Annotated in this window: 21 protein-coding genes, 1 tRNA gene and 2 pseudogenes; 12 read left to right on the top strand and 12 right to left on the bottom strand. The window is 70.7% G+C overall.

Features of this window, described 5'->3' with window-relative positions:
• Positions 1-192: 192 nt before the first annotated feature.
• On the bottom strand, positions 193-531 hold the full coding sequence (gene wblA, locus O1G22_RS19110) for a transcriptional regulator WblA (protein ID WP_225097304.1): 339 nt from the start codon (positions 529-531) through the stop codon (positions 193-195).
• A gap of 408 nt (positions 532-939) precedes the next feature.
• On the opposite strand from wblA, the gene O1G22_RS19115 reads away from it, so the two are divergent.
• A complete protein-coding gene (locus O1G22_RS19115; protein WP_270082445.1) occupies positions 940-3,255 on the top strand; it encodes a transglycosylase domain-containing protein in 2,316 nt (771 codons plus the stop codon).
• A 218-nt stretch (positions 3,256-3,473) separates the two neighbouring features.
• Here the strand turns inward: O1G22_RS19115 and O1G22_RS19120 are convergent, their stop codons facing one another.
• Positions 3,474-3,941: a GatB/YqeY domain-containing protein gene (locus O1G22_RS19120; protein ID WP_225097306.1), complete on the bottom strand. Its 468-nt coding sequence runs from the start codon at positions 3,939-3,941 to the stop codon at positions 3,474-3,476.
• 109 nt (positions 3,942-4,050) lie between these two features.
• On the opposite strand from O1G22_RS19120, the gene O1G22_RS19125 reads away from it, so the two are divergent.
• From O1G22_RS19125 to O1G22_RS45125, 5 genes and pseudogenes are all read left to right on the top strand, one after another.
• Entirely contained in the window at positions 4,051-4,986 is a 936-nt protein-coding gene (locus O1G22_RS19125; protein WP_270082446.1) for a metallophosphoesterase, read from the top strand.
• A 55-nt stretch (positions 4,987-5,041) separates the two neighbouring features.
• On the top strand, positions 5,042-5,800 hold the full coding sequence (locus tag O1G22_RS19130; protein WP_270082447.1) for a Pr6Pr family membrane protein: 759 nt from the start codon (positions 5,042-5,044) through the stop codon (positions 5,798-5,800).
• 74 nt (positions 5,801-5,874) lie between these two features.
• Positions 5,875-5,948: transfer RNA gene (locus tag O1G22_RS19135), tRNA-Pro, on the top strand.
• A gap of 94 nt (positions 5,949-6,042) precedes the next feature.
• Positions 6,043-6,371 (top strand): annotated as a pseudogene (locus tag O1G22_RS19140) (DUF488 family protein); the annotation flags it as partial.
• A 116-nt stretch (positions 6,372-6,487) separates the two neighbouring features.
• Positions 6,488-7,264, top strand: a complete 777-nt coding sequence (locus O1G22_RS45125) for a hypothetical protein (protein ID WP_487416690.1) — start codon at positions 6,488-6,490, stop codon at positions 7,262-7,264.
• On the opposite strand, the gene O1G22_RS19150 is transcribed toward O1G22_RS45125, so the two are convergent.
• Positions 7,149-7,832, bottom strand: coding sequence for an NADPH-dependent F420 reductase (locus tag O1G22_RS19150; protein WP_270082448.1), 684 nt, complete (start codon positions 7,830-7,832; stop codon positions 7,149-7,151). The genes O1G22_RS45125 and O1G22_RS19150 overlap by 116 nt on opposite strands.
• 74 nt (positions 7,833-7,906) lie before the next feature.
• Here O1G22_RS19150 and O1G22_RS19155 point away from each other — a divergent pair, with 74 nt between their 5' ends.
• A complete protein-coding gene (locus O1G22_RS19155) occupies positions 7,907-8,287 on the top strand; it encodes a winged helix-turn-helix transcriptional regulator (RefSeq protein WP_270082449.1) in 381 nt (126 codons plus the stop codon).
• Between the two features lie 6 nt (positions 8,288-8,293).
• Here the strand turns inward: O1G22_RS19155 and O1G22_RS19160 are convergent.
• The 5 genes and pseudogenes from O1G22_RS19160 to O1G22_RS19180 form a co-directional block, all read right to left on the bottom strand.
• Positions 8,294-8,660 (bottom strand): annotated as a pseudogene (locus O1G22_RS19160) (transposase); the annotation flags it as partial.
• A gap of 165 nt (positions 8,661-8,825) precedes the next feature.
• On the bottom strand, positions 8,826-9,548 hold the full coding sequence (locus O1G22_RS19165) for a dienelactone hydrolase family protein (RefSeq protein WP_270082450.1): 723 nt from the start codon (positions 9,546-9,548) through the stop codon (positions 8,826-8,828).
• A 246-nt stretch (positions 9,549-9,794) separates the two neighbouring features.
• A complete protein-coding gene (locus O1G22_RS19170) occupies positions 9,795-11,018 on the bottom strand; it encodes an MFS transporter (RefSeq protein ID WP_270082451.1) in 1,224 nt (407 codons plus the stop codon).
• Positions 11,015-11,257 (bottom strand): hypothetical protein, encoded by a 243-nt coding sequence (locus O1G22_RS19175; protein WP_270082452.1) that lies wholly within the window; start codon positions 11,255-11,257, stop codon positions 11,015-11,017. The genes O1G22_RS19170 and O1G22_RS19175 overlap by 4 nt, the downstream gene beginning before the upstream one ends.
• 288 nt (positions 11,258-11,545) lie before the next feature.
• The gene (locus O1G22_RS19180; protein ID WP_270082453.1) at positions 11,546-12,361 is read right to left on the bottom strand and encodes a COG4705 family protein; all 816 of its coding nucleotides are present in this window, start codon (positions 12,359-12,361) and stop codon (positions 11,546-11,548) included.
• Positions 12,362-12,543: 182 nt separating this feature from the next.
• Between O1G22_RS19180 and O1G22_RS19185 the strand changes: the two genes are divergently transcribed.
• Positions 12,544-13,326, top strand: a complete 783-nt coding sequence (locus O1G22_RS19185) for a class I SAM-dependent methyltransferase (protein WP_270082454.1) — start codon at positions 12,544-12,546, stop codon at positions 13,324-13,326.
• A gap of 198 nt (positions 13,327-13,524) precedes the next feature.
• A complete protein-coding gene (locus O1G22_RS19190; RefSeq protein WP_333492309.1) occupies positions 13,525-14,925 on the top strand; it encodes a sensor histidine kinase in 1,401 nt (466 codons plus the stop codon).
• Positions 14,926-15,011: 86 nt separating this feature from the next.
• On the opposite strand, the gene O1G22_RS19195 is transcribed toward O1G22_RS19190, so the two are convergent.
• Positions 15,012-15,545, bottom strand: a complete 534-nt coding sequence (locus O1G22_RS19195) for a hypothetical protein (protein ID WP_270082455.1) — start codon at positions 15,543-15,545, stop codon at positions 15,012-15,014.
• Between the two features lie 393 nt (positions 15,546-15,938).
• On the opposite strand from O1G22_RS19195, the gene O1G22_RS19200 reads away from it, so the two are divergent.
• From O1G22_RS19200 to rodA, 3 genes are all read left to right on the top strand, one after another.
• Positions 15,939-16,793, top strand: a complete 855-nt coding sequence (locus O1G22_RS19200) for a ZIP family metal transporter (RefSeq protein ID WP_225097335.1) — start codon at positions 15,939-15,941, stop codon at positions 16,791-16,793.
• A gap of 156 nt (positions 16,794-16,949) precedes the next feature.
• Complete coding sequence (locus O1G22_RS19205; RefSeq protein ID WP_270082456.1) at positions 16,950-18,686, top strand: TIGR03767 family metallophosphoesterase; 1,737 nt, start codon at positions 16,950-16,952, stop codon at positions 18,684-18,686.
• Between the two features lie 97 nt (positions 18,687-18,783).
• On the top strand, positions 18,784-19,983 hold the full coding sequence (gene rodA / locus O1G22_RS19210; RefSeq protein ID WP_270082457.1) for a rod shape-determining protein RodA: 1,200 nt from the start codon (positions 18,784-18,786) through the stop codon (positions 19,981-19,983).
• 21 nt (positions 19,984-20,004) lie between these two features.
• On the opposite strand, the gene O1G22_RS19215 is transcribed toward rodA, so the two are convergent.
• The 3 genes from O1G22_RS19215 to O1G22_RS19225 all read right to left on the bottom strand — a co-directional run bounded on the left by O1G22_RS19215 (position 20,005) and on the right by O1G22_RS19225 (position 24,102).
• Entirely contained in the window at positions 20,005-20,925 is a 921-nt protein-coding gene (locus tag O1G22_RS19215; RefSeq protein WP_270082458.1) for an undecaprenyl-diphosphate phosphatase, read from the bottom strand.
• Positions 20,926-21,077: 152 nt separating this feature from the next.
• Complete coding sequence (gene mgtA, locus O1G22_RS19220) at positions 21,078-23,756, bottom strand: magnesium-translocating P-type ATPase (RefSeq protein WP_428986381.1); 2,679 nt, start codon at positions 23,754-23,756, stop codon at positions 21,078-21,080.
• Complete coding sequence (locus tag O1G22_RS19225; protein WP_428986497.1) at positions 23,749-24,102, bottom strand: ArsR/SmtB family transcription factor; 354 nt, start codon at positions 24,100-24,102, stop codon at positions 23,749-23,751. The genes mgtA and O1G22_RS19225 overlap by 8 nt, the downstream gene beginning before the upstream one ends.
• Between the last annotated feature and the right edge of the window lie 39 nt (positions 24,103-24,141).

The following is a 24,141-nucleotide window of genomic DNA, read 5'->3' on the forward strand; positions in this document are numbered from 1 at the left end:
ACACGCACGGGAGCCGTATGCCGTACGGATGCCGTTACGGGAGCCGTACGGCTGCGCAGCGGAAGGCGCACCCACGGCTGGGCCGCAGGCCGATCGTGGCGCCCCCAGGTCCAGGCCCGATCGGCGCTTGCCGGGCACCGGTGCCGTGCGGCCCCTGTGCTCTACTGCCCTCTGCCCAAGAGCCGCTTGCCCTCAGCTCACCGCCGCGTAGTGCTCGTACACCTCGTCGCTGTCGAGGGGCACGATCCCGGAGCCGCGCTCGTACTCCGAGCGGGCGGTCTCCAGCAGCCTGCGCCAGGAGGTCACGGTGGGCCGCCGGCGCAGCAGTGCGCGGCGTTCCCGCTCCGTCATGCCTCCCCACACGCCGAATTCGACGCGGTTGTCCAGCGCGTCGGCCAGGCATTCGGTGCGTACCGGGCATCCGGTGCACACCGCCTTGGCCCTGTTCTGCGCTGCTCCTTGAACGAACAGTTCATCCGGATCGGTAGTGCGGCAGGCAGCCTGCGCACTCCAGTCGGTTACCCAGCCCATACCGGCGCCGTCCTCTCCCGAATCGAGGCTCCCCCACGGCGGCAGCGGCATATTCACCGCCGCCAGTTGAGGACGTTACGGAAGGTGGGGACAGCGCAACACCCCCTTCGGGCCCAATCTTGAATGGCCCGAACGGACTATGGGTAAGCGGCAGATCACCCGCGGGAGTGAGCTGGCGACATACACGACTCTCCCGGCAAACCAGGACAGCCGTGGTGCGCCACATCGGGCACCAGATGACACACGAGGCGGATTCGGACACGCCCCCACCAAAAGAGTTGGGGAACCTCCGGAACGATTCGGGGTCGCCGGACGTATTGATACGTGACCGCACTGCTGTGACAGTTGAGAGCAGCTTAGGCCAAGGCATATACGCGTGTCCGGCGATTGAGAACGTAGGCTGCCCCCATGCCAAAAAAGCGCTCGGGCGGTGGTCTGTCGGCAACGCAGCAGGCCGCCAAGTTCCTCGGTGTCAGTGTGCTCGCCGGAGCCGTGATGGCGGGCATCGCACTGCCCGCGGCCGGCGCGCTCGGCCTCGCGGCCAAGGGATCGGTCCAGAGCTTCGACGAGATCCCGGCCAACCTCAAGAGCCCCCAGCTGAGCCAGCGCACGACAATTCTGGACAACCAGGGCAATCAGATCGCGAGCGTCTACTCCCGCGACCGTACGGTGGTCGATCTCAAGGACATCTCGCCGTACATGCAGAAGGCGATCGTCGCGATCGAGGACTCGCGCTTCTACCAGCACGGCGCGATCGACCTCAAAGGCGTGCTGCGCGCGCTGAACAAGAACGCGCAGGAGGGCGGGGTCGCGCAGGGCGCCTCCACGCTCACCCAGCAGCTGGTGAAGAACTATTTCATCGAGGAGGCCGGCGACGACCCGACGAAGGTCGCCGAGGCCACCCAGCAGACCATCGGCCGCAAGATCAAGGAGCTGAAGTACGCGATCCAGATCGAGGAGAAGCTCGGCAAGAAGAAGATCCTTGAGAACTACCTGAACATCACCTTCTTCGGCGAGCAGGCCTACGGCGTCGAGGCCGCCGCCCAGCGGTACTTCTCCAAGCACGCCAAGGACCTGAACCTCCAGGAGGCGGCGCTGCTCGCGGGCATCGTGCAGTCCCCGAGCCGCTACGACCCGGTCAACGACGAGGCGGAGGCCACCAAGCGGCGCAACATCGTCCTGCAGCGCATGGCCGAGGTCGGCGACATCTCCCCGCAGGAGGCCGACGAGGCCAAGCAGAAGCCGCTCGGGCTGAAGCCGAGCCAGCCCAAGAACGGCTGCATCACCGCGGTCCGCGGCGCCGGCTTCTTCTGCGACTACGTCCGCGACGTCGTCCTGACCGACCCGGTCTTCGGCAAGACCAAGCAGGACCGGGCGAAGCTGTGGAACCAGGGCGGCCTGACGATCCGGACGACGCTCGACCCGCAGGCCCAGGACTCCGTGCAGGCGTCCGTCAAGAACCACGTCTACGAGTCCGACCCGGTGGCCACGGCCGCGACCATCGTCGAGCCGGGCACCGGCAAGATCCTGGCGATGGGCCAGTCCCGCCCGTACGGATTCGGCAAGAACGAGACGCAGATCAATCTCTCGGTCAACTCGGACATGGGCGGCGGTGCGGGCTACCAGCCCGGTTCGACGTTCAAGCCGATCGTCGCGGCGGCCGCGATCGAGGGCGGCAAGCCCCCGACGCAGCAGTACTCGTCGCCGTACCAGATGGCGTACCCGAGCCCCGTGCAGGCGTGTGACGGCAAGGTCTGGCGCACCGATCCGAACAACCCGGACAAGCTGACCAACGAGAACCCCTCGGAGCACGGCCCGTACGGGATGAAGGAAGCGACCGCCAAGTCGGTCAACACCTACTACGTGCAGCTGATCAGCGACATCGGCATCTGCCCGGTCACTCAGATGGCGCAGAAGATGGGTGTGCAGCGCGCGGACGGCCGCAAGATCGACCAGGCCCCGTCCATCGCGCTCGGCACCCAGGAGGTCTCGCCCCTGACGATGGCGAACGCGTACGCCACGTTCGCCTCGCGCGGTATTTACTGCACGCCGGTCGCCATAGAGTCGATCACCCAGAAGATCGGCAGCGACGAGAAGTCCCTGCAGGTGCCGAAGTCGACCTGCTCGCGCGCGATGTCCGAGAAGACCGCGGACACGGTCAGCACGATCCTCAAGGGCGTGGTCGAGGACGGCACAGGCCAGGAAGCCGGCCTCGGCGACCGCCCGAGCGCGGGCAAGACGGGTACGACGGACGAGCGCTACGCCGCCTGGTTCGTCGGCTACACGCCGAACATGGCGGGCGCGGTCTGGGTCGGCGACCCGCAGCACAAGCGCAAGATGATCAACATCACCATCGGCGGCGTCCCGCACGACAAGGTCTTCGGCGGTGAGGTCCCCGGCCCGATCTGGCGCGACATGATGACCGGCGCGCTGCAGGGCAAGCCCGCCCAGGACTTCCACCTGATCGACATCCCCGACGACACCAACAAGGGGAAGGGTCAGGGAAAAGGCCAAGGGGGGACGGACGGCGGCAAGAACGGGGACACCACGGCGGGAATCGGCGGACTGACGGCCGGCGGCACGGCTGACGGCGGCACCACGGGCGCCACGACCGGCGGCCCCGTCCCGGCCCCGACCTTCTCCCTCCCCGGCAACTTCATCCAGGGGCAGGGCAACGGCGGCACCAACGGGAATGGGAACGGGAACGGCGGTTTCCCGCGCTAGCGCCGGGCGTACGTACGACAGCGGGGCCGCACCTCGGAAATCGGGGTGCGGCCCCGCGGTCGTCGTACTCCGGTCGTGCTGCGGCCGTACTGCGACGGGAGTGCGGCCGTACTACGGCCCTACGCCGGTCGGCCCGGTCGGCCCAGCCGGACCAGTCCGCCGGCTCAGCCCTGCCAGACCAGTCCGCCGGCTCAGCCCTGCCGGACCGGCCCCTCGGCTCAGCCCTGGAGGAGCTGCTTCACCGCGGCGGCGACGCGGCCGCCCTCGGCCCGGTCGCCCACCTTCGGCTTCACGATCTTCATCACGGCACCCATGGCCTTCGGCCCCTCGGCGCCGGCCGCCTTCGCCTCGGCCACGGCCTCGGCGACGATGGCGTTCAGCTCGTCGTCGGACAGCTGCTTGGGCAGGTACTCGGCAAGAACCTCGCCCTCGGCCTTCTCCCGCTCGGCCGACTCGGCACGACCACCCTGCGCGAAGGCCTCGGCCGCCTCGCGCCGCTTCTTCGCCTCACGGGTGATCACCTTGAGGATCTCGTCGTCGGACAGCTCCCGCTTCTCCGTGCCCGCGACCTCCTCCTTGGTGATCGCGGCGAGCGTCAGCCGCAGCGTCGAGGAGCGGAGCTCGTCGCGCTCCTTGATCGCGGCGTTGAGGTCGTCGTGCAGCTTCGACTTGAGCGTGGTGGTCATGGGGTCGATTGTCGCAGGTTGCCCGAGGCGAACGCCCGTTGATTTAGCGGCGCCTGATTCGGGGGACCGCCGGTCTTCCCGCCCTCCCGGGGTCTGACACGATGGACGTATGCGCGCGCGATACGGAGTACCCCTGGGAATCATGGCGGCAGGCGCCGCCGGTCTGGCGTACGCGGCGGGCTTCGAGGCCCGCTCCTTCCGCCTGCGACGGGTGACGGTCCCGGTCCTCCCGCCGGGCATGCGCCCGCTGCGCGTGCTCCAGGTCTCCGACATCCACATGGTGAGCGGCCAGCGCAAGAAGCAGCGCTGGCTGCAGTCGCTGGCGGGCTTGCGCCCGGACTTCGTGATCAACACGGGCGACAACCTGTCGGACCCCGAGGCCGTGCCGGAAGTGCTGGACGCCCTCGGCCCCCTGATGGAGTTCCCGGGCGCGTACGTCTTCGGCTCCAACGACTACTACGGCCCCAAACCCCGCAACCCCGCCCGCTACTTGCTGGAGAAGACGAGCGGCCGCCACGGCCTGAACGGCAACCCGCCGGTGGTCGGCGCCATCCACAACCCGTGGGAGGACCTGCGGGACGGCTTCGACACGGCGGGCTGGCTGAACCTGACGAACACGCGGGGAGTGCTGAAGGTCGAGGGCGTGTCGATCGAGCTGACGGGCCTCGACGACCCCCACATCAAGCGCGACCGCTACGCCCGGGTGGCGGGCGGCCCCTCGGAGACGTACGACTTCTCGATGGGCGTGGTGCACGCGCCGTACCTGCGGGTGCTGGACGCGTACGCGGCGGACGGCTACCCCCTGATCCTGGCCGGCCACACCCACGGCGGCCAGCTGTGCATCCCCTTCTACGGCGCCCTCGTCACCAACTGCGACCTGGACACGGACCGCGTGAAGGGCCTGTCGACGCACACGGCGGAGGCCCGCACCTCCTACCTCCACGTCTCGGCGGGCTGCGGCACGAACCGCTACACCCCGGTCCGCTTCGCGTGCCCGCCGGAGGCGACGTTGCTGACGTTGGTGGGGCGGGGGCAGCCGGGATAACCCACCTGGAGCAGCCCACGTGGCCGCACCGCTCCCCCGCTCCTAGCGTGAGGGCATGACCGCACCGATACCCAGGGACATCCCGGACCTGCCCGCGGTCCCGGGCCCGCCCCTGCTGCTGCCCTCCCCGGTCCCGGCCACGGCGGTGGTCGCCCCGGTCCGCCGCCCCATGGTCGCGCTCTTCCGCCTGCTGACCGCCCTGGCGGCGGCCGGCGGCGTCGGGCTGGAGCTCCTGCTGGGCACGCCGGCCCGCACGCTCAGCTACTTCAGCGTCCAGACGAACATCCTGCTGGCCGTGGTCATGCTCCTGTCGGCGCGCAGGGCCTGGCGGGCCCGCCGCCCACTGCCGTCTGGCGTGACAGGCGCCACACTTCTCTACGCCGTGATCACCGCGCTGGTCTACCACCTGCTGCTGGCCCACACGACGCCCCCGTTCTCCATGACCGACGCGACGACGCTCCCCGCCCGCTGGCACGGCGCCTGGGTGACCCTCCAGCTCCTCCACACGGTGACCCCGCTGGCGGCCGTCCTGGACTGGCTGCTGCTCACCCCCGCAGCCCGCCTGCACCTCCGCCAGGCCGCGGCCTGGCTCCTGTACCCGCTGGCCTACCTGGCCTTTTCCCTGACGCGGGCCGCGCTCCTCACCCCCTCGTCCCCCGGCCGCTACCTCTACCCCTTCCTGGACGCGGCCACCCACGGCTACCGCAGCACCCTGGCCAACGCCCTCCTCCTGGGCCTCGCGATCTACGCCCTGGCCGTCCTCCTGGTAGCCCTGGACCACACCCGCCCGACCCCGGTCCGCCGCCGCGTCTAAACCGGATTTCGTCTACAGCCACCGGTGGGCTAAAGTAAACGTCGTCGCCGCGACAAGCAGAACAGCAGCGACACCGGGGTGTAGCGCAGCTTGGCAGCGCGCTTCGTTCGGGACGAAGAGGTCGTGGGTTCAAATCCCGCCACCCCGACGCCGTAGTACCAGGTCAGGGCCACCTACTAGTCACTAGTAGGTGGCCCTGACGGGTTTCTGGAGATCGTTTGGGAGAAACCTGGGAGAAGATCTTGGTCGGCTTCTCCCGGAGGGGGCCAGGCCATCACTCAGCGCGTCCTCACGACCACGCTCGCGCGCTCGCAGAGGCTCTTGAGGTCTCCCTGGATGATCTGTTCCGGAGGCCCATGTCGCACCCGGTCTGTGGTCCGCCGGATACGAAGGGCGGGACATCGACTCGTTCGTCGCCTCGCTCCTCGACAGCCGTATCGATGTGGTGGCGGACGTCCGGCTGACGCCGATCAGCCGCAAGAAGGGCTTCAGCAAGACCCGCCTCGGGCAGGCACTCGCCGAGGCCGGCATCGAGTACACCCACCTGCGTGGCCTGGGCAATCCCAAGGAAGGTCCGCGAGCGGGCCGCTGTGCCCGTGATCCCCCCGGCCTGACTTCATCCCTCGCCCCTGCACGCGCCCTTGCCGGTGGCGCACGGAGGAGGCTCAGTTCTCCAAGTACTCGATCATCGAGGGAGACGTCGAGCCGCACGGCAAGCGTGATTCGCGGCCCGAAAGTCTGCGGCCAGACCTCGACACCCTCAAGATCATGGGCGATGTGCCGGCGGACGGCGACTGGAGGCAGCGGTACAAGTACGTCGAGCCGCTCGTTTCGCAGTCCATGTACGCGATCAAGAGGGACCAGGAGGAGCACGGGACCTCACTCGGCGTGTTCCGGCCCACGGAGGTCAGCTTCCGGCTGACAGCGGCAGAGCCCTGGCCTGAGTCCAAGGCCGCGCCGGCCGACCAACTCGACCTCTTCGAACAGGACCTGGCCCGGCTTGAGTGGGTACCTCTGGAATTCCGCTACAAGTTCCGCTGCGCGGACGACGACTGCCCCACGCACGACATGGCGCTGAAGGACTGGGAGGCCGGTGCGCCGTACCGCAAGTTCCTGCGCAGGTACGGCGAACACGCCGTGCAGGACACGCTGCGGGAGCGCTGGTACGAGTCGATGTTCACTCCCGACCGTGCCGTCCGCTTCTTCGTCGGCAACATCGCGGCCCACCCAAGACCTTCATGCTGCTGGGCCTGTTCCGCCCGAAGGCGAATGTCGTCCAGTACGTCCAGGACAGCCTGTTCGACGACTGACCGGCGTGCCTTCAGGAACGGTGTCGCCTTAAGAACTCCTAATGGAATGCCCCCGTGCCGCCTTCCGTTTCCTGGTGGCTCGGTCCGGCCGCGTATGCCAGCGGAGGTGCGATTGCCTGGGCGTCCGCTCCCTCACCGACCCACAGGGCGATGAACAGCGCGGCAGTCGCTTCCAGGAGTACCGCACGTTCGAGACCGCCGCCGGCCACGGGTTCACAACCCACGTCCCGCACCAACTCACGCACACGCGCGAGGGCCGTCTCGTCGTCCCCGCAGACCGGGACAGCCAGTGGTCGCCCGTCGAAGACGGGCGGCTGCATGCGCCACACATCCTCGTGGCAGAGGTTGAAAGCCTTGACCACGTGGGCTCCTGGTGCCGCCGCGGCAAGTTGCTGCGCGGCTGAGGGGCCTCCTTCCGTCAGCAGTCGGAAGCCCGGTCCGACCGGGTTGGAACAGTCGAGCAGCACCTTGCCCTCCAGGGCCTCTTGCAGGTCCCGTGCCACGTCTGCTCCCGCCCCGAAGGGCAGCGCGGCGAGCACCACCTGACCGGACTCGGCCGCCGCGCGCAGACTGGCAGGCTTCGCGCTGCCTCCGATGCCCGTCGCGAGCCGCTGCGCCTTGTGTGCGTCCCGTCCCCCGATGATCACCTCGTGCCCGGCCCGCACCCAGTGGGTGGCGAGCGCGTCGGCCATGTTGCCCGTGCCCAGTACGCCGATTCTCATCACGCGGTCCCTCTCCGTGCCTGCTTCGACCGTTCACACCGACACTAGAAGGCCGTTCGGGCACCATTTGGTACGTGACGACCGACGCCTTCCTCGCCGACTGCCGTGCCCGCCTCGCCTTCGACCTGCTCTCCAACACCTGGAACGCCGTGGTGCTCTGGGCACTGCGCGACGGCCCCAGGCGCCCGGTCGAACTACGGGAGCGGATCGGGGGCATCAGCTCCAAGGTCCTCACCGAGACTCTGCGCCGACTGCAGTTCAACGGACTGGTCGACCGGCAGGCACACCCCGACGTACCCTCACGGGTCGAGTACCAACTCACCACTCTGGGCCGGTCCTTGCTGGCGCCCATCGACGCCGTCGGCGCATGGGCCTTCGAGCACGGCGACGAGGTCATGGCAGCCCAGGAAGCAGCATGCACGTCCGCCCTGCAGCCCCCTCCTCCTACTCGCTAGAACCGGTCAACGGCGTGAACGCAGACGTCGCCAGCAGATCAGCGCACAGCCCAGAGTGAGGAGAGCTTCGTGGATGTCCCGTTCCACGACCCAGCGTTGGGTGCCCAGACCGGAGCCATGCTCGGTGCCACGACGGGCGATCAGCGGCTTTACGCCGAGATCCCAGACCAAGCGGCGGTACTTGTCGTGGTCGTAGCCGCGGTAGCCCAGCGCGACGTCCGGCCGGCGCCGGGGCCGTCCAGGCTTGCCCCGCACCGGCGGCACCGCTTCGAGCAGCGGAATGAGCCGCGTTGACGTCGTTGCGGTTGCCGCCGGTCAGGGTGGCCGCGAGCGGGATGCCGGTGGCATCGGTGATCAGGTGTGGTTTGCTGCCGGTGCTACAAAGCACGTTCGCGCTGCGAAGCTCAGCGAAGAGGGCCTCGTGCAATTCCCGGGCGTGGGCGGTCTGGAGCTCGATCTGGAGCAAGGAGGGCTTGAGACGGCCCTGCTCCGCGAAGTTCGGGCCCCGCCCAAGCCGTCCCCACCAACCCTTTCCCTCTCACTTCAGGTGCCGGGCGAAGAACCGGCCCCCGTCGTCCACCTCGAACCACGGGGTACCGGCGTGACCGCCCAGATTGGCGTGCAGCGTCTTCTCCTGGGAACCGAAGGCGTCGAACAGGTCCAGGGCCCGCTGCCGGGGGTTCCCTTCGTCGTCCCACTGGAGCAGGAACAGCAGCGGGATGGTGACCTGCCGGGCCTCCTCGCGCTGGGCGCGGGGCACGTAACCCCCGGCGAAGAAACCGGCGGCCGCGATGCGCGGCTCGACCACCGCCAGCCGAATGCCGACGGCGGTCCACCCCGAGTACCCGACCGGGCCGCCGATCTCGGGCAGCGCAAGGAGGGCGTCCAGGGTGGTCCGCCACTCCGGGACCGCCTTTTCGACCAGCGGGCCGACGAAGGACTCGAAGATCTCGTCGACCGGCTCGCCGGCCTGCATCGCCCGGCGGAGGTCGGCGCGGGCCTGGTCATCGACGGCGGAACGGGGCCGGTCCCCGTGCCCGGGGGCGTCGATGGCGGCCACCGCGTAGCCGTACGCCGCGGATTGCCGGGCCCGGGCCACCAGCCGCGATTCCCGCCTGTGCAGGCCGCCGTTGTGGCCGATCAGGATCAGCGGGGCCGGTGCGGCGGATTCAGGTGTCCACAGGGTGCCGGGGATCTCGCCGAGGGTGAATTCGCGTTCGAGGACGCCGTCGTCGAGGCGCTGTTCGGAAGTGAATCGCATGGTCGTGCCTTTCGGGAGGGCTCGTGAACGGCGCTCCCGGACGACCTATCGTCCGACCGTGACCCCGGAGGGGAGCACCCATGTCGATACTGCGTTCACGGGTACCACCTCCTCGTTCTCTCGCACGGCCTCCGGAAAAGTAGCAGTGGCCGCCGTGGTCCGCCAACGGGTTTTTGCGGAGGCTCCGGTGCGGAGAAGTCATCGAGACGCCGGTTACGCCGAATGCGTTCGCCACGTACAACCGGCTCAGCGCCGTCGGCCGGCCCTGGTGGCGGCCAGCAGCGCCACAGCCAGGACCTGGACGGCGACGACGACCGTGATCAGCAGGGGGATCGAGTACCCGTACAGACCGCCGGTCAGCGCACCGCCGGCCAGGCTCGCCGCACCGACCACACCCGCGAACAGCCCGTACGCCGTCGCCCGCCGCCCGCTGGGCACCAGATCGGCGACCGTCGCGCGCAGCGTGGACTCCTGGATGCCCATGGCCGCCCCCCACACCAGCGACCCCGCCACCGCGATCGCGACCGTGTCGGTGAACGCCAGCGCCACCACACCCGCCGTCAGCACCGGCAGCGCGAGCAGCACACGCGGGCCGACCCGGTCGTAGAGCCACCCCGTGGCCAGCGCCGCGACCGCGTCCACCGCCATCGCCCCCGCATACAGCACCGGCACCCACGCAGCGGACAGCAGATGCCGCTCGACGAGGTGGTAGGAGAGCACACCGAAGGTGGCGAACCCGGTCGTGGTGGCCGCCGTGAAGGCCGCGTAGGTCCAGAACGCCCTCGGCAGCCGGCCCTCCGATGCCCGCGCCGTCGCGGGCATCACGCCGGTCACCTCGCGTTCGTACGCTTCCGGGTCCGGCACGCGCGCCCGCAGCCAGAACAACAGCAGCAGCACGGCGATGCCGGGGACGGCGAGGACGCCGAGCGCGGGGCCGTAGTTGTTCCCGGTCAGCGCGAGCACTCCCGCCACCAGCAACGGACCGGCCAGCGCGCCGATCTGGTCCAGCGCCTCATGCACCGCGAAGCCGCGGCCCCGCCCCGTCGCCGCGGTGGCGTGCGACAGCAGCGTGTCCTTCGCCGGTGAGCGCACCGCCTTGCCGACCCGCTCGGCGATCACCAGCACGCACGCGGCCCACAGCACCCCGGCCACACCCAGCAACGGCACCGAGACCGCCGTCAGGGCGTACCCGGCGATGGCCAGGCCCCAGAAGCGGCGGGTACGGTCCGCCATCGGCCCCGAGACCAGCCGCAGCCCCAACGCGGCTGCCTCCCCCGCACCCGTGACCACACCCACGACCAGCGAGGAAGCGCCCAGCGAAGCCAACAGCGGCCCGGTGATCGAGCGGGCGCCCTCGTACACCACGTCCGCCAGCATGCTGACCGTGCCGAACCACACCACGAACCGCCACGGCCCCATCCGCGCCGACGGCCGCTCCTCGTCCCTCTCCTCGGGCACCGGCCGGTTCATGCCCACAGCGCCTGTGCGAACGACACCCCGACGAACGCCGCCCCCAGGCCGGCCACCACACTGGCGACGACATTGGCGGCGGCGAAGAACCTCGCGCCGTCCTCGGCCGGCCGCAGCGCCTCGTAGGAGAACGCCGAGTACGGGAACACCGTGTCGAGCCGCTTCTGCACCGCCCGGTCGGTCAGATACCGCAAGGGCGCGCCGACCATGGCGCCGACGACGACGAGCAGCCAGTTCACGCCTTCTTCTCCCTGCCCACGATGGGGTCCCCCCGTCGGGCGGCTTGTGGTGCCAACTGAACGTACGTCTCCCTACTCGCCGGGGTCCGCAGGTATGCGGGCACACTCCGTCGCAAGTAGGGACTGTCGGCGGCACCGTTGCCGCGGTTCGGGTACGGCGAGCCCCACCGCCGCGTCGTGATCACAGATGACAGATGAGAGATCACAGATCACAACCGACGGTCAGGCTATCGCCATCCCGGGTCACCAGGGAGCCCTGCGTCCATCACCTGGACGATGAGTCCGCTGTCACCGCCATGGAGCCGCCTCCGGTCGCTGATCGGCCTGGCCCTCGGCTCGGGGACCTTCCAGCGTGACGGTTTGCTTCTGGTGGGTGAGCTGCTGGTAGCCCACCAGGATGGCCAGCACGGCGAGCAGGGCGCCGGAGGTGATGGTGGTCCCCACCCCGAGGCCGCCCTGCGCCACAGGCTTTTCCACGGCGTTCTCCGCCACCGCGCCGAGGGGCCGGGTCAGGACGTAGGCCGCCCAGAACAGCACTGTGCCCGAGATCGGTGACAAGTAGTGGGCGGCGAGGATCAGCAGCATCGCCCCGCCCAGCACCAGGGCGCTGTCGCGGAAACCGATGCCCAGGCCGTCGGAGAGGAAGTCACCGCTGGAGGTGCCCAGCGTGTTGGACACGAGGGTCGCGGTCCAGTACAGGATTTCACCCTTGGTGGTGGCGATCCGTTCCACGTCCATGGTCTGGCCGGTCGCCCGCCATCCGATCAGTACGAGCACCAGCAGGGTCGTCAGCACGGTCGCACCGCCGGCATAACCCAGGCCGGCGGTGCGGTTCATGAAGTCCGACATCGCGGTGCCCACGATGCTGGTCGTGAGGATCACCGACCAGAACACCACCGGCCGGAACCGGTCGGTCCTCAGCTGCATGGTCAGCGTGAGCGCGAAGGCCGCCAGGAAGAGGAGTGCGCTGGTGGCGTAGCCGAGGTTCAGGGGTGCCATCGACACGAAGTTCGACACCGACTCACCCAGCGTGGTCGCCACGATCTTGATCGTCCAGAAGAGCACGCCGACCATCGGCAACTTGCTCACAGGGACCTTGCTCACCGAAGCTCCTCTCCGCAGCCGACGTGAGGACAGACTCGCTCGGGGTACTCACCACGGCCATGCGCTCAGGGCCGAACAGAGCAGCCTCTCGCTCCTTCAGCCGATCACGCCGTGGGGAGGCCGTACCGCAGGCTCCGGGCTACGCTGCCAGGCGGGGGCTGTCCTGGATCACGGAGTCAGCCATGCCGAAGCCCGAACCGAAGCGGAACCGGTCCTCTCTGCGACACAAGCTCCGCTACGCCCTGCGGCACCCTGACCGCATCTCTCCCTACCTGCGCCGCGCCGCCCGGGACACCTGGCTGGGCCTCCGGCACCGCGACCACGTCGCCTACTACCGCGCCGTCATGGCCTCCGACACCGCGCGCAGCCCCGAACGTGCCGTAGGCAGCGGTTCGCAGGCCGGCTGGCTGGCGCTGGGCCAGATGCAGTTCGACTACCTGATCGAACACGGCCTGAGGCCGCAGGACCGCATGCTGGAGATCGGCTGCGGGAACCTCCGGGCGGGGTGGCGGTTCATCGACCACCTCGAACCGGGCCACTACTACGGGATCGACATCTCGCCGGACATCCTCCTGGAAGCACAGCGCACCCTCGTCCACCGAGGGCTGCAGGACCGCCTCCCCCATCTGGCCCTCGTCGAGAACCTGACGCTCGATTTCCTGCCCCCGGGCTGGTTCACCGTGGTGCACGCCCACAGCGTCTTCTCGCACTCGCCGCTGGAGGTGATCGACGAGTGTCTGGCCAGCGTCGGACGGGTGCTGGCCCCCGGCGGCTTCTTCGACTTCACCTACGACCGCACGGAGGGCCCCGAACACCAGGTGCTCCGTGAGGACTTCTACTACCGCACCGAGACCCTCCTGTCGCTGGCCGAACGGCACGGGCTGACCGCCCGTTTCATGGACGACTGGGAACGGCGCCCGCACGGCCAGTCGAAGATCCGGGTCACGCACGCGGTGGCGGTGTAGCGGCCGCACTCTGCGGCGGTCCTGGTGAAGCTGCTGGTGAGAGGCCAGTAAGAGCAGTCACCGATAGGCCCCGGGCCCTGCCGTCGGCGGTGGTCGGCCAGGCACACTGGCGGCGCCGACCGCCCCGGAGGAAGCCCCACCCATGGACAGCACGCGCCAACGGCTCGCCATCCTGCACCCCGCCGCAGCCTGGGCACCGTGTTCGCCCTCTCCTTCGCCTGCGTCACCGCTGCCACCACCCTCCTCGGCGGCTTCCTCAGCTACAACGCGGCGGCCCAGATGGTGCGCGTCGACCAGGACGACGTCTTCCGCGGCGTCGTCAACGACCTTCACCAGCAGGTCGCCCAGCGCCGGCTGTCGCCGTCCGACTACTTCAGCGTCAGCCCCGACCGCGACAGCCCCCGCGACGATCTCTCGCGGCGCATACGCACCGACGTCCAGGTCCTCGGCCGTGCGGGCCGCGTCGAGGAACGCGGCTTCCCGGCGCTGCCGGTCCGCGCGGCCGACCGCGCCGCGGCCTCACACGCCACGGCCGGCCACACCATCTACTACAAGGCCCGGATCGAGGGGGACCGCTACCGCGTCGCCACCGTCGCGCTGGGCGGCGGCCGGGGCGCCGTGCAGGTGGCCCAGCAGTACAGCGACACGGAGGATCTGCTCCGGAAGCTCAAGGACCGCACCGTCGAACTCAGTGCCATCGTCATCGTCGTGGCCGGGCTCGCGGGCTGGTGGCTGGCGCGCCGGATCGCCGGGCGGCTGGTACGGCTGCCCCGGGTCGCCGAGCACGTGGCCCGGACCGGCCGGCTGGACACCGAGGTCCCCGTCACCGGGCAGAACGAGGTCGGCAGGCTCGGGCGGGCGTTCGACGGCATGCTGGGGCGGCTCGCCGCGTCCGAGGAGATCCAGCGTCGCCTCGTCCAGGACGCCGGGCACGAACTGCGCACCCCGCTGACCTCGTTGCAGGCCAACGCAGCCCTCCTGGACCGCATCGACCAACTGCCCCCGCAGGCCAAGGCGGATCTGATCGCGGACATGAAGAGCGAGACCCGCGAACTGGTCAACCTCGTCAACGAACTGGTCGACCTCGCCGCCGGCGACCGGAACGCCGAACAGCCCACGGAGATCACCCTGGGTGCCCTGGCCGAGGACGCGGCCGCCCTCACCCGGCGCCGCACCGGCCGGGAGATCCTCATCGAGGCCGACGACACCGTCGTACGAGCCCGGCCGGACGCGGTGCAGCGGGCGCTGACCAACCTCCTGGAGAACGCGGCCAAGTTCGACCACGGCGGAACCGAGCCGATAGAACTCGCCGTCAAGGGCACCCGCGTGGAGGTGCGCGACCGCGGACCGGGCATCGCCGAGGCCGACCTGCCCCGCGTCTTCGACCGTTTCTACCGCGCCGACAGCGCCCGCAGCCTGCCCGGCTCCGGGCTGGGCCTGGCGATCGTGCACGCCGTCGCCGTCGCCCACGGCGGCACGGCCTTCGCCCACAACCGCGCCGGCGGCGGCGCGATCATCGGCTTCACCCTCGACCCCACGTCCCGCGTCCGACGGCCTCGTACGGCACCGGCGGCCGACTCCGCCGCCACGCCCCGCTGACCGGCACAACCGGCCCGGCCGTCCTCAGAGCACCCCGCCGACCACGACTCCCGCGTCCGCCACGCCGCCGAAGGCCCGGTGGTGTGTCAGGAGCCGATGATGTCGAGCCAGAAGGAGGCGATCGTGGCCAGGGCACCGGGGGCGCCCGCGCCGAAGGCGACCACCATGGCCTGCCCGATCGCCACGTCGTAGCGGCCGAGGCCGTGGGACCAGGTCAGCCTGGCGTCGATGCCGGGGATGCTCCGGAGAGGGCCGTACGCGCCCAGGGTGCCGTGCGCTTCGGCGATGGGCATGCCGTCACGCAGGACCCGGGCCCGGCACAGGCCGGTGGGCCGCAGCTCGTAGGTACGCTCGCCCACCACGGCCGTACGGGTACGCGTTCTGCGGCGCAGGGCCCAGCGGCTGTCGCTCCCCCGGCGCGTGGGGATCACCTGCCCGTCGACCTTGATCCAGCCGTGCTCACGGCCGGGCCGCACCGTGACGGGCGGCACGCCGGGTCCCTGGACGAGCGCGATGACAGCGGGCCAGCGGTCATAGCTGATCCGTATCGGCCCGAACGGGCTGTCGGCCGTACGGTGCTGGGAGAGCCGGACGGTACGGCGCTTGCTGAAGATGGACATGGTCGTATCGTCTCCGGAGACGGGGAGTTGGGGACAGGACGGGCACGCACGGCGACGCCGACCGTCGCCGGCTGCGGGGTGATGCCGGATCCCAGGACGGGTACGGCGCGGCTCCTGGCGCAGGTTGCTGATGGGGCATCGCCGGACCCAGCGGGTCCGAGGTCAGGTACGTGCCTGTTTCCGGGTCGTCGTACCGGAAGTAGTCGTAGGACAGGGTCGTCGCCGGGGTCACCGTGGTCCGCCTGCTCCTGGTCGGATCGTGCTCGGCGGACGCGGGACGCACGTAATGACTTCGCCAAGCTTCCACCAAGTCGGCCACCCTGCCTTGTTAGGTAAGGCTTACCTCCTTTACGTTCTGTGGGCTTCTTGTGCACGTCAGACCGGAGTCCCGTCATGTCCAGCGCGAACATCACCTTGCTCGGTGCCATCGCAGGCTTCACCATCTACCTCGGCCTGCCCCTCGGCCGCCTGCGCACGCCGACGCCCCGGCTCAAGGCGGGCCTGAACGCGGTGGCCATCGGCATCCTGGTCTTCCTCGTCTGGGACGTGCTGACCCACGCCTGGGAGCCCACCGACGAGGCGCTCGGCAAGCACGACTGGGGGACGGTGGCGTCCGGGGGCCTCACCCTGGTCGCGGGCCTGACCATCGGACTCGCCGGACTCGTCCACTACGACGGCTGGATCGCCCGCCGCCGCAAGGCCGCCGTGGACCGCGCCGCCGCCGCCCGGTCCGCGGGCCCCGGCGCGGCCGCCTCCGCCGAACTGGCCGAAGCGGCGCCGAAGGTCCGCAGTCAGGCGAGCTCGCTCGCGCTGATGATCGCCACCGGCATCGGACTGCACAACTTCGCCGAGGGCCTGGCCATCGGCAACTCCGCCGCCCAGGGCGAACTCTCCCTCGCCGTGCTGCTGATCGTCGGCTTCGGCCTGCACAACGCCACCGAAGGCTTCGGCATCGTCGCCCCGCTGGCCGCCGAGGGCGAACGCCCCTCCTGGCTCACCCTGCTGTGGCTCGGCCTGATCGGCGGCGGCCCCACCTTCCTCGGCACGGTCGTCGGCCAGCACCTCGTCAACGACACCCTGTCCATCGCCTTCCTCGGCCTCGCCGCGGGCTCGATCCTCTACGTCGTCATCGAGCTGCTGGCCGTGGCCCGTAAGGCCGGCTTCAAGACGCTCACCACCTGGTGCATCCTCCTCGGCCTCCTGCTCGGCTTCGCCACCGACGCCGTCGTCACGGCCGCGGGCGCCTGAGCAGTACCCAAGTCCCCTGTTTGACCCCCTGTTTCCCCCAAGTTTGCGTCCACCCCCTGGACACCTCACTACTCGTCAGTAAGGTTCGGGCGGCGGGCCGTCTCGGCCCGGTGAGTGAGACGGACGAGGCGAACGCCTTGGTGGACAGGGGGATTCATGGGTGGGATCAGTCGGCGTCGGTTGGTCGCGGGGATGGCCGGGGCGGGAGCCGGTGTCGCGCTGTGGCCGGGGCGGGCCGCGGCGCGGGAGCGGGCCCTGACGCGCAGTGCCGAGCGGGCCGTGCGGATCGGCGGGACCACGCTGGAGCAGGTGGCCATGCCCGTGGGGGACGGTGCGTACAAGCGGCTGGTGGCCGGGCCCGGGTGGCCGTTGGTGGTGCGGGGTGAGCTGGCCGGGGCCGACGGCGGGCGGGACGCGCGGCGGGCCGGGCTCGCCTCCTTCGTGCAGTTCACCGATCTGCATCTGACGGACACCGAGTCGCCGGTGCGGTTCGAGTATCTGGCGCGGTTCAACGACAGTGCGCACCGGCCGCAGGAGACGCTGACCGTGCGGGGCGCCTCGTCGCTCGTCGAGCGGGTCAACGCGGTGCGGCAAGGGCCCTACACGGGGCTGCCGTTCTCCTTCGTCATGGCCACCGGGGACAACACCGACAACCACGAGCGGATCGAGCTCGACTGGTATCTCACCGTCATGAGCGGCGGGCGGATCACTCCGAACAGTGGGGATCCCGGGCGGTACGAGGGGGTGCAGAACTCCGGGAGCGGGATGTACTGGAATCCCGAGTCCGGGCTTCAGGACGCCTACAAGGCCAAGGGGTTGCCGCTGATTCCCGGGCTGCTCAGCTCCGCCATCCGGCCCTTCGACGCGCCCGGGCTGAGCGTGCCCTGGTACACCACGGTCGGCAACCACGACGACAGCATCGAGGGCAGCCTGCCCGATCTGGGACTGCTGAACGACCTCTACACCGGGGCGCGGAAGGTCGAGGGGTGTGACGACGCCACCGCCCGGCAGCTCGCGGACGCCCTGCTGCACGATCCCGGTGAGGCCGTCCTCCTGCTCGGCAAGCTGCTGGCCGGCGGCGGTGCCCTCCGTACCGTGACGCCCGACGAGCGGCGGCACCCGTTCACGCCCGCCGAGTTCGCCCGCGCCCACCTCGACCCCGCGCACACCGGCGCCGGTCCCGTCGGGCACGGGTTCAGCCAGGAGTCCGCCGACAGCGGGCGGCTCTACTACACCTTCGACCTCGCCGACAACGTCCTCGGCATCAGCCTCGACACCACCAACCGCGCCGGATTCGCCGACGGTTCCCTCGGTACGGCGCAGCTGCACTGGCTGGAGTCGGTCCTCAAGGCCAACAGCGGGCACTGGTACGACGGTGACGGGCATGTCGTGCGAGGCGGATCCCAGAGCCGGCTCGTCGTGGTGTTCAGCCACCACACCAGCGGCACCATGGGGAACCTGCTGCCCGATCCGTACCGGCTCTTCGAGGGGCGGCACAGCGGGGCCGAGCTGGTCGCCCTGCTCCAGCGGTTCCCGAACGTCGTGGCCTGGGTCAACGGGCACACCCACACCAACCAGATCATCCCGCACGGCCACAGCATCCCGGAGCGGGCCTTCTGGGAGATCAACACCGCCTCTCACGTGGACTATCCGCACCACGCCCGGATCATCGAGATCGCCGACAACCACGACGGCACCCTCTCGCTGTTCACCACCCTCATCGAGTCCGCCGCCCCCTACCGGACCGACTTCGCCGACACCTCCGACCCCGGCCTCGCCGCCCTGTACCGCGAACTCGCCTACAACGACCCCTACGCCACCCCCGCCACCCGCATCGGCACCGCCGCCGACCACAACACCGAGCTGCTCCTCACCAGGCCGGCCACCACCTGACTCTTACCTTCCCGCACGCGTGACATTTGCTGTCTTACGCAACTGCGCAGCTAGCATTTCGGCGACCAGGCAGGTGGGCAGGCCGGAGGCTGCTGACATGACCAGCGTGAAAAGCTTCTCCGTCTCGGGGTACGGGCCCGAACGGCCCCGGTGGACGCGGCTCCTCGCCCGCGATTCCGTGGTCCGGCGGCTGGACTGGCCCATACTCCTGTCGGCGCTCGCGCTGTCGTTCATCGGCTCGCTGCTCGTCTACTCGGCGACCCGGAACCGCACCGCCATCAACCAGGGAGACCCGCACTACTTCCTGGTCCGGCATCTGATGAACCTCGGCATCGGGTTCGTCCTGATGACCGGCACCCTCTGGCTGGGCCACCGCGCCCTGCGCAACGCGGTGCCGGTCCTCTACGGCCTGTCCCTGGCGGGCGTGCTGGCGGTGCTCACCCCGCTCGGCGCGACCATCAACGGCAACCGCAACTGGATCGTGCTGGGCGGCGGGTTCTCGCTCCAGCCCTCGGAGTTCGTGAAGGTCTCGATCATCCTGGGCATGGCGATGCTGCTGTCCGCGCAGGTCGACGCCGGTGACCGGCCGTATCCCGACAGCCGCACCGTGATCCAGGCGCTGGGGCTGGCCGCCGTACCGATCATGGTCGTCATGATGATGCCCGACCTCGGCTCGACGATGGTCATGACCGTGACGATCCTGGGCGTGCTGCTCGCCTCCGGCGCCTCCAACCGGTGGATCTTCGGGCTGCTCTCCGTCGGGGTGCTCGGCGCGGTCGCCATCTGGCAGTTGCATCTGCTGGACCAGTACCAGATCAACCGCTTCGCCGCCTTCGCCGATCCGAGCCTGGACCCCTCCGGCGTCGGCTACAACACCAATCAGGCCCGGATCGCCATCGGCTCCGGCGGCCTGATGGGGCAGGGGCTCTTCCACGGGGCGCAGACCACCGGGCAGTTCGTGCCGGAGCAGCAGACCGACTTCGTCTACACGGTCGCCGGGGAGGAGCTGGGCTTCGCCGGCGGCATCCTGATCATCGGCCTGATCGGGGTCATCCTGTGGCGGGCCTGCCGTATCGCGCGCGAGTCGACCGAGCTGTACAGCACGATCGTGGCCGCCGGGATCGTCGCCTGGTTCGCCTTCCAGTCCTTCGAGAACATCGGGATGGCGCTCGGCATCATGCCGGTGGCGGGCATCCCGCTGCCCTTCGTCTCCTACGGCGGCTCGTCCATGTTCGCGGTGTGGGTGGCCGTGGGGCTGCTGCAGTCGATCAAGGTCCAGCGGCCGGTGCGGGCCTGACGCCGGCCCGCACGCGCGGGGTCAGGCGAGGGTGAAGTAGGCCAGGCTGCCGAGGCCCGCGACGGAGCAGTAGATCGCGAACGGGATCAGGGTGCGGTCCTCGAAATAGCGCACGAGGAAGCGGGTGGCGAGGTAGGCCGCCACGAACGCGGCCACGCTGCCCGCCAGCAGCGGACCGCGCAGGCCGTTGCCCTGCGGGCCGAGCAGCGGCGGCAGCTTGAGCAGCGCGGCGCCGCCGATCACCGGCGTGGCGAGCAGGAACGCGAAGCGCGCGGAGTCCTCGTGGCCCAGGCCCTTGAAGATGCCCGCGCTGATGGTGGAGCCGGAGCGGCTGATGCCGGGGCAGAGGGCGAGGATCTGGGCCGCGCCGATCGTCACGGCCTGCCGGATCGTCATCCGGGTGATCCGCAGGTCCGACTGCTCGTCCGCGGACAGATGCTCCTCGCCGGGGGCGACGGCGGCTCCGGCCCGCCGGCGGCCGGTCCCGCCGCGCCGCAGCTGCTCGGTGACGAAGAGCACGATGCCGTTGAGCGCCAGGAAGATCGCGGTCGGGACGGGCTTGCCGAGCGTCGTACGGAACACCTTGTCGAGCGCGACGCCCGCGACCGCGACCGGGACGCACGCGGTGATGATCAGCCAGGCGAGTTTCTGGTCGACGGTCTCGATCCGGCGCTGGGTGATCGACGTGGTCAGGCCGCGGATCACCCGCACCCAGTCCCGCCAGAAGTAGACGACGAGGGCGAGCGCGGTGGCCAGATGGAGGCCGACCAGCTCGTTGAGGTACAGGGATCCGTCGGCGGAGACGTCGAGGTCGTGCTTCCAGTGCCCGCCCAGCAGCGCGGGTATCAGGATGCTGTGCCCCAGGCTGGAGACGGGGAACAGTTCGGTGACGCCTTGCAGCAGGCCCACGCCCACGGCTTCGGGATAGGTCAGAACGGACATCGGCCGGCCTTCGACTCCAGGTGCGCGACAAGGGATGGAGCCGGGGACAGCACGCGCGAGGGGCGGCTCCGCGCGCAGAAGCTACTACACGAGTGTAAAAACGCGGACAGGTCGCACGAAGCGGCCCGTTCACCGCCTCCGTCCCGGGAACGTCAGCGCGGAAAACGACCGCTTTCCACCCATTCGTCCCGGCCGATGAGGTGCCGTTCCTGGCGGGTGCGGGCCAGGACGAGCGCGGCGGCGTACAGCGCGAGGACGACGGTGAGAAGCAGGTAATACTCCGGTGGCAATGCGGTCAGACCGAGCGGCGGGCCGAGCGGGGACGGCGGCAGGAGCACGCCGATGACCGCCAGGGCGCCCGCCGTCCAGCCCACCGGGCCGGGCGGGCGGTCCTCGAACAGCCGGCGGCCGGTGCGCAGCAGCAGCATCACCAGGCTCTGGGTGATCAGGTTCTCGGTGAACCAGCCGGAGTGGAACACCGCCTCGTCCTCCCCCGGCCCCCGGCCGTGCAGGGCGAGCGCCAGGACGCCGAAGGTCGCGAGGTCGGCCGCCGCGTTGAGGATGCCGAACCCGGTGATGAAGCGCAGCAGGGCGCGCGGGTCGAGGCGGGCCGGGCGGCGCAGCACGGCCGGGTGGGGGCGGTCGTAGGCGAAGGCGAGCTGCACCGTGTCGAAGCACAGGTTCTGCACCAGCACCTGGGCCGGAAGCATCGGCAGGAAGGGCAGCAGCAGGCCGGCGGCGAGCATCGCGACGACGTTGCCGAGGTTCGACGACAGGGTGATGCGCAGATACGTGGCGATGTTGCCGCCGCTCAGCCGGCCCGCGGCGATGGCGTGGCCGACGGCCGTGAGGTCCTTCTCGGCGAGCACCACGTCGGCGCCCTCGCGGGCCACGTCGGTGGCGTCGCGCGGGGCGATGCCGACGTCGGCCGCCCACAGCGCGGACACGTCGTTGACGCCGTCCCCGAGGAAGCCCACCGTGTGCCCGCCGGTGCGCAGCGCGGCGCTGATCCGCGCCTTGTGTTCCGGGGTGCAGCGGGCGAAGACCGTCGTACGGGCGGCCAGTCGGGCCAGTTCGGCGTCGGTCAGGCTGTCGGTGCGGTCGGCGGTGACCACCGCGTCCGCACCGAGCACGATGCCCAGGTCGCGGCAGGCGCGCGCGGCGGTGCCCGGGTGGTCGCCGGTGAGGATCTTGACGGTGACGCCCCGGTCGGCGAGCGCGGCCAGGGCCGGCGCGGCGGTGGGCGCGAGGGCGTCGCGCAGGGTGACCAAACCCTGGAAGTCCAGGCCGCGTTCGTCGGCCGGGGTGTAGTCGCGCAGCCGGGCCGGGCGTTCGGCGGTGGCGACCGCCAGCACCCGCAGGCCGTCCCGCGCGGCCCGGTCCGCGAGCTCGGTCAGCCGCCGCGTCTCCTCCGGCCGCAGGGCGCAGCGCTCCAGGACGGCTTCCACGGCGCCCTTGACGACAAGGGTGTGCGTGCCCAGCCGGCCGGGGGTGCGCACCACGGCCGTGGACAGCCGGCGCACGGGGTCGAACGGCAGCGCCGCGATCCCGTCGTACGCCATGAGGCCGTCCTCGTCGGCCGCGTCCAGGACCGCCTCGTCCAGGGCGTCGGGCGCGGGCAGTTCGGCCAGTTGCAGGGTCCACCAGGCGTTGACGGCGGCCCAGTGCACCGCCTCGGGGGCGTCCCCGCCGGCCGCGTCCAGGCCCCGCTCGACCACCGGCCGGTCCTGGGTGAGGGTGCCCGTCTTGTCCAGGCACAGCACGTCGACCGCGCCCAGGTCGTGCAGGGCCGGGAGCCGTTTGACGATCACCCCGTGCGCGCGGGCCAGCAGCGCCGCCCCGCGCGCCAGACAGGTGGTCACGACGACCGGCAGCATCTCCGGCGTCAGCCCCACCGCCACCGCCACCGCGAACGGCAGGGTCTCCAGGCCCCGGTCGCGCAGCGCCGCGTTGGCCATCAGCACCAGGGGCGGGGTGAGCAGCATGAACCGGATCAGGATCCACGAGATGCCGTACACCGACCGGTCGAAGGCGCTCGCCTCGCGCTGCCCTGCCGTACGGTCGTGAGCCGCCGCGAACCGGGTGCGCCCGCCGGTGTCCACCACGACCGCGGTAGCGCTGCCGGTGGCGACGCTGCTGCCCTGGAAGCACAGCTGCGGCTGCTCGAACACCGCGCCCCGGGCCGGCCCGGCGACGTCCCCCGCGTGCTTCGCGACGGGGACCGACTCCCCGGTCAGCGCCGCCTGATGCACCGTGAGACCCCGTGCGCGCAGCAGCCGTACGTCCGCCGGGACCAGGTCCCCCGGGCCGAGCTGGACGATGTCGCCGGGGACCAGTTCCTCCACCGGGACCTCCCGGGCGACGGGTGCCGCGTCCTCGGCGGCCCGCCGCAGCACGGAGGAGGTGGTGGCGACCAGCTCGCGCAGACGGTCCATGGACCGGTCGGCGCGGTACTCGCCGGAGGCCCGCAGCACACTGCTGGTCACGACCAGCACGAGGATCACACAGGCGGTGGACCAGGCGAACACGGCGGCGGAGACCAGGGCGAGGCACAGCAGCACCGCGGTGAACGGATCGCGCAGGCCCCGCAGCAGCAGCCGCGGCCAGGAGGCGTCCCGGCGGGCCGGCAGCGTGTTCGCCCCGACCCGGCCCAGGCGGAGCGCGGCCTCGTCCTCCGTCAGCCCGCGCGGCCCGGTGTCCAGCCGCCGCAGCACCTGCAGCGCGGTCGCCGCACCCGCTTCCCCGGGCTCACTCGCGGCCGGCGCTTCGGGCACGGCCCCCGACACCGGCGTCCCGGCGTCCTCTCCCCAGGCCGGGGCGATCCTAGGCACCGGTCCCCTGCAGCCCGCCCGCCGCCGCGGGTGCCTGCGCGGCGCGCTGGGCGAGCTGACCGACCATCACCCGTACGACCGTGACGACATCGGGGTCGCCGACGTAGTAGATCTGCCGCCGGCCCTCGCGGCGGGAGCGGACGAGACCGGCGAGCTTCAGCTTCGACAGGTGCTGGCTGACCGCGGGCAGCGCACCGCCGACCCGGTCCGCGAGATGGCTGACATCGCTCTCGCCCTGGGCCAGCGCCCACATGATGTGCAGCCGGGGCGCCGCCGCCAGCAGCCCGAAGGCGGCGGCGGCCTCCGCGAGCACCTCGGCGGACGGATCCTCGAAACCGCCGGCCATCTGCCCCACAGCCCTCTCCCGTCCGTCCCCTGCCCGGCC

The organism is Streptomyces camelliae (assembly GCF_027625935.1).
Classification (GTDB): Bacteria; Actinomycetota; Actinomycetes; order Streptomycetales; family Streptomycetaceae; genus Streptomyces; species Streptomyces camelliae.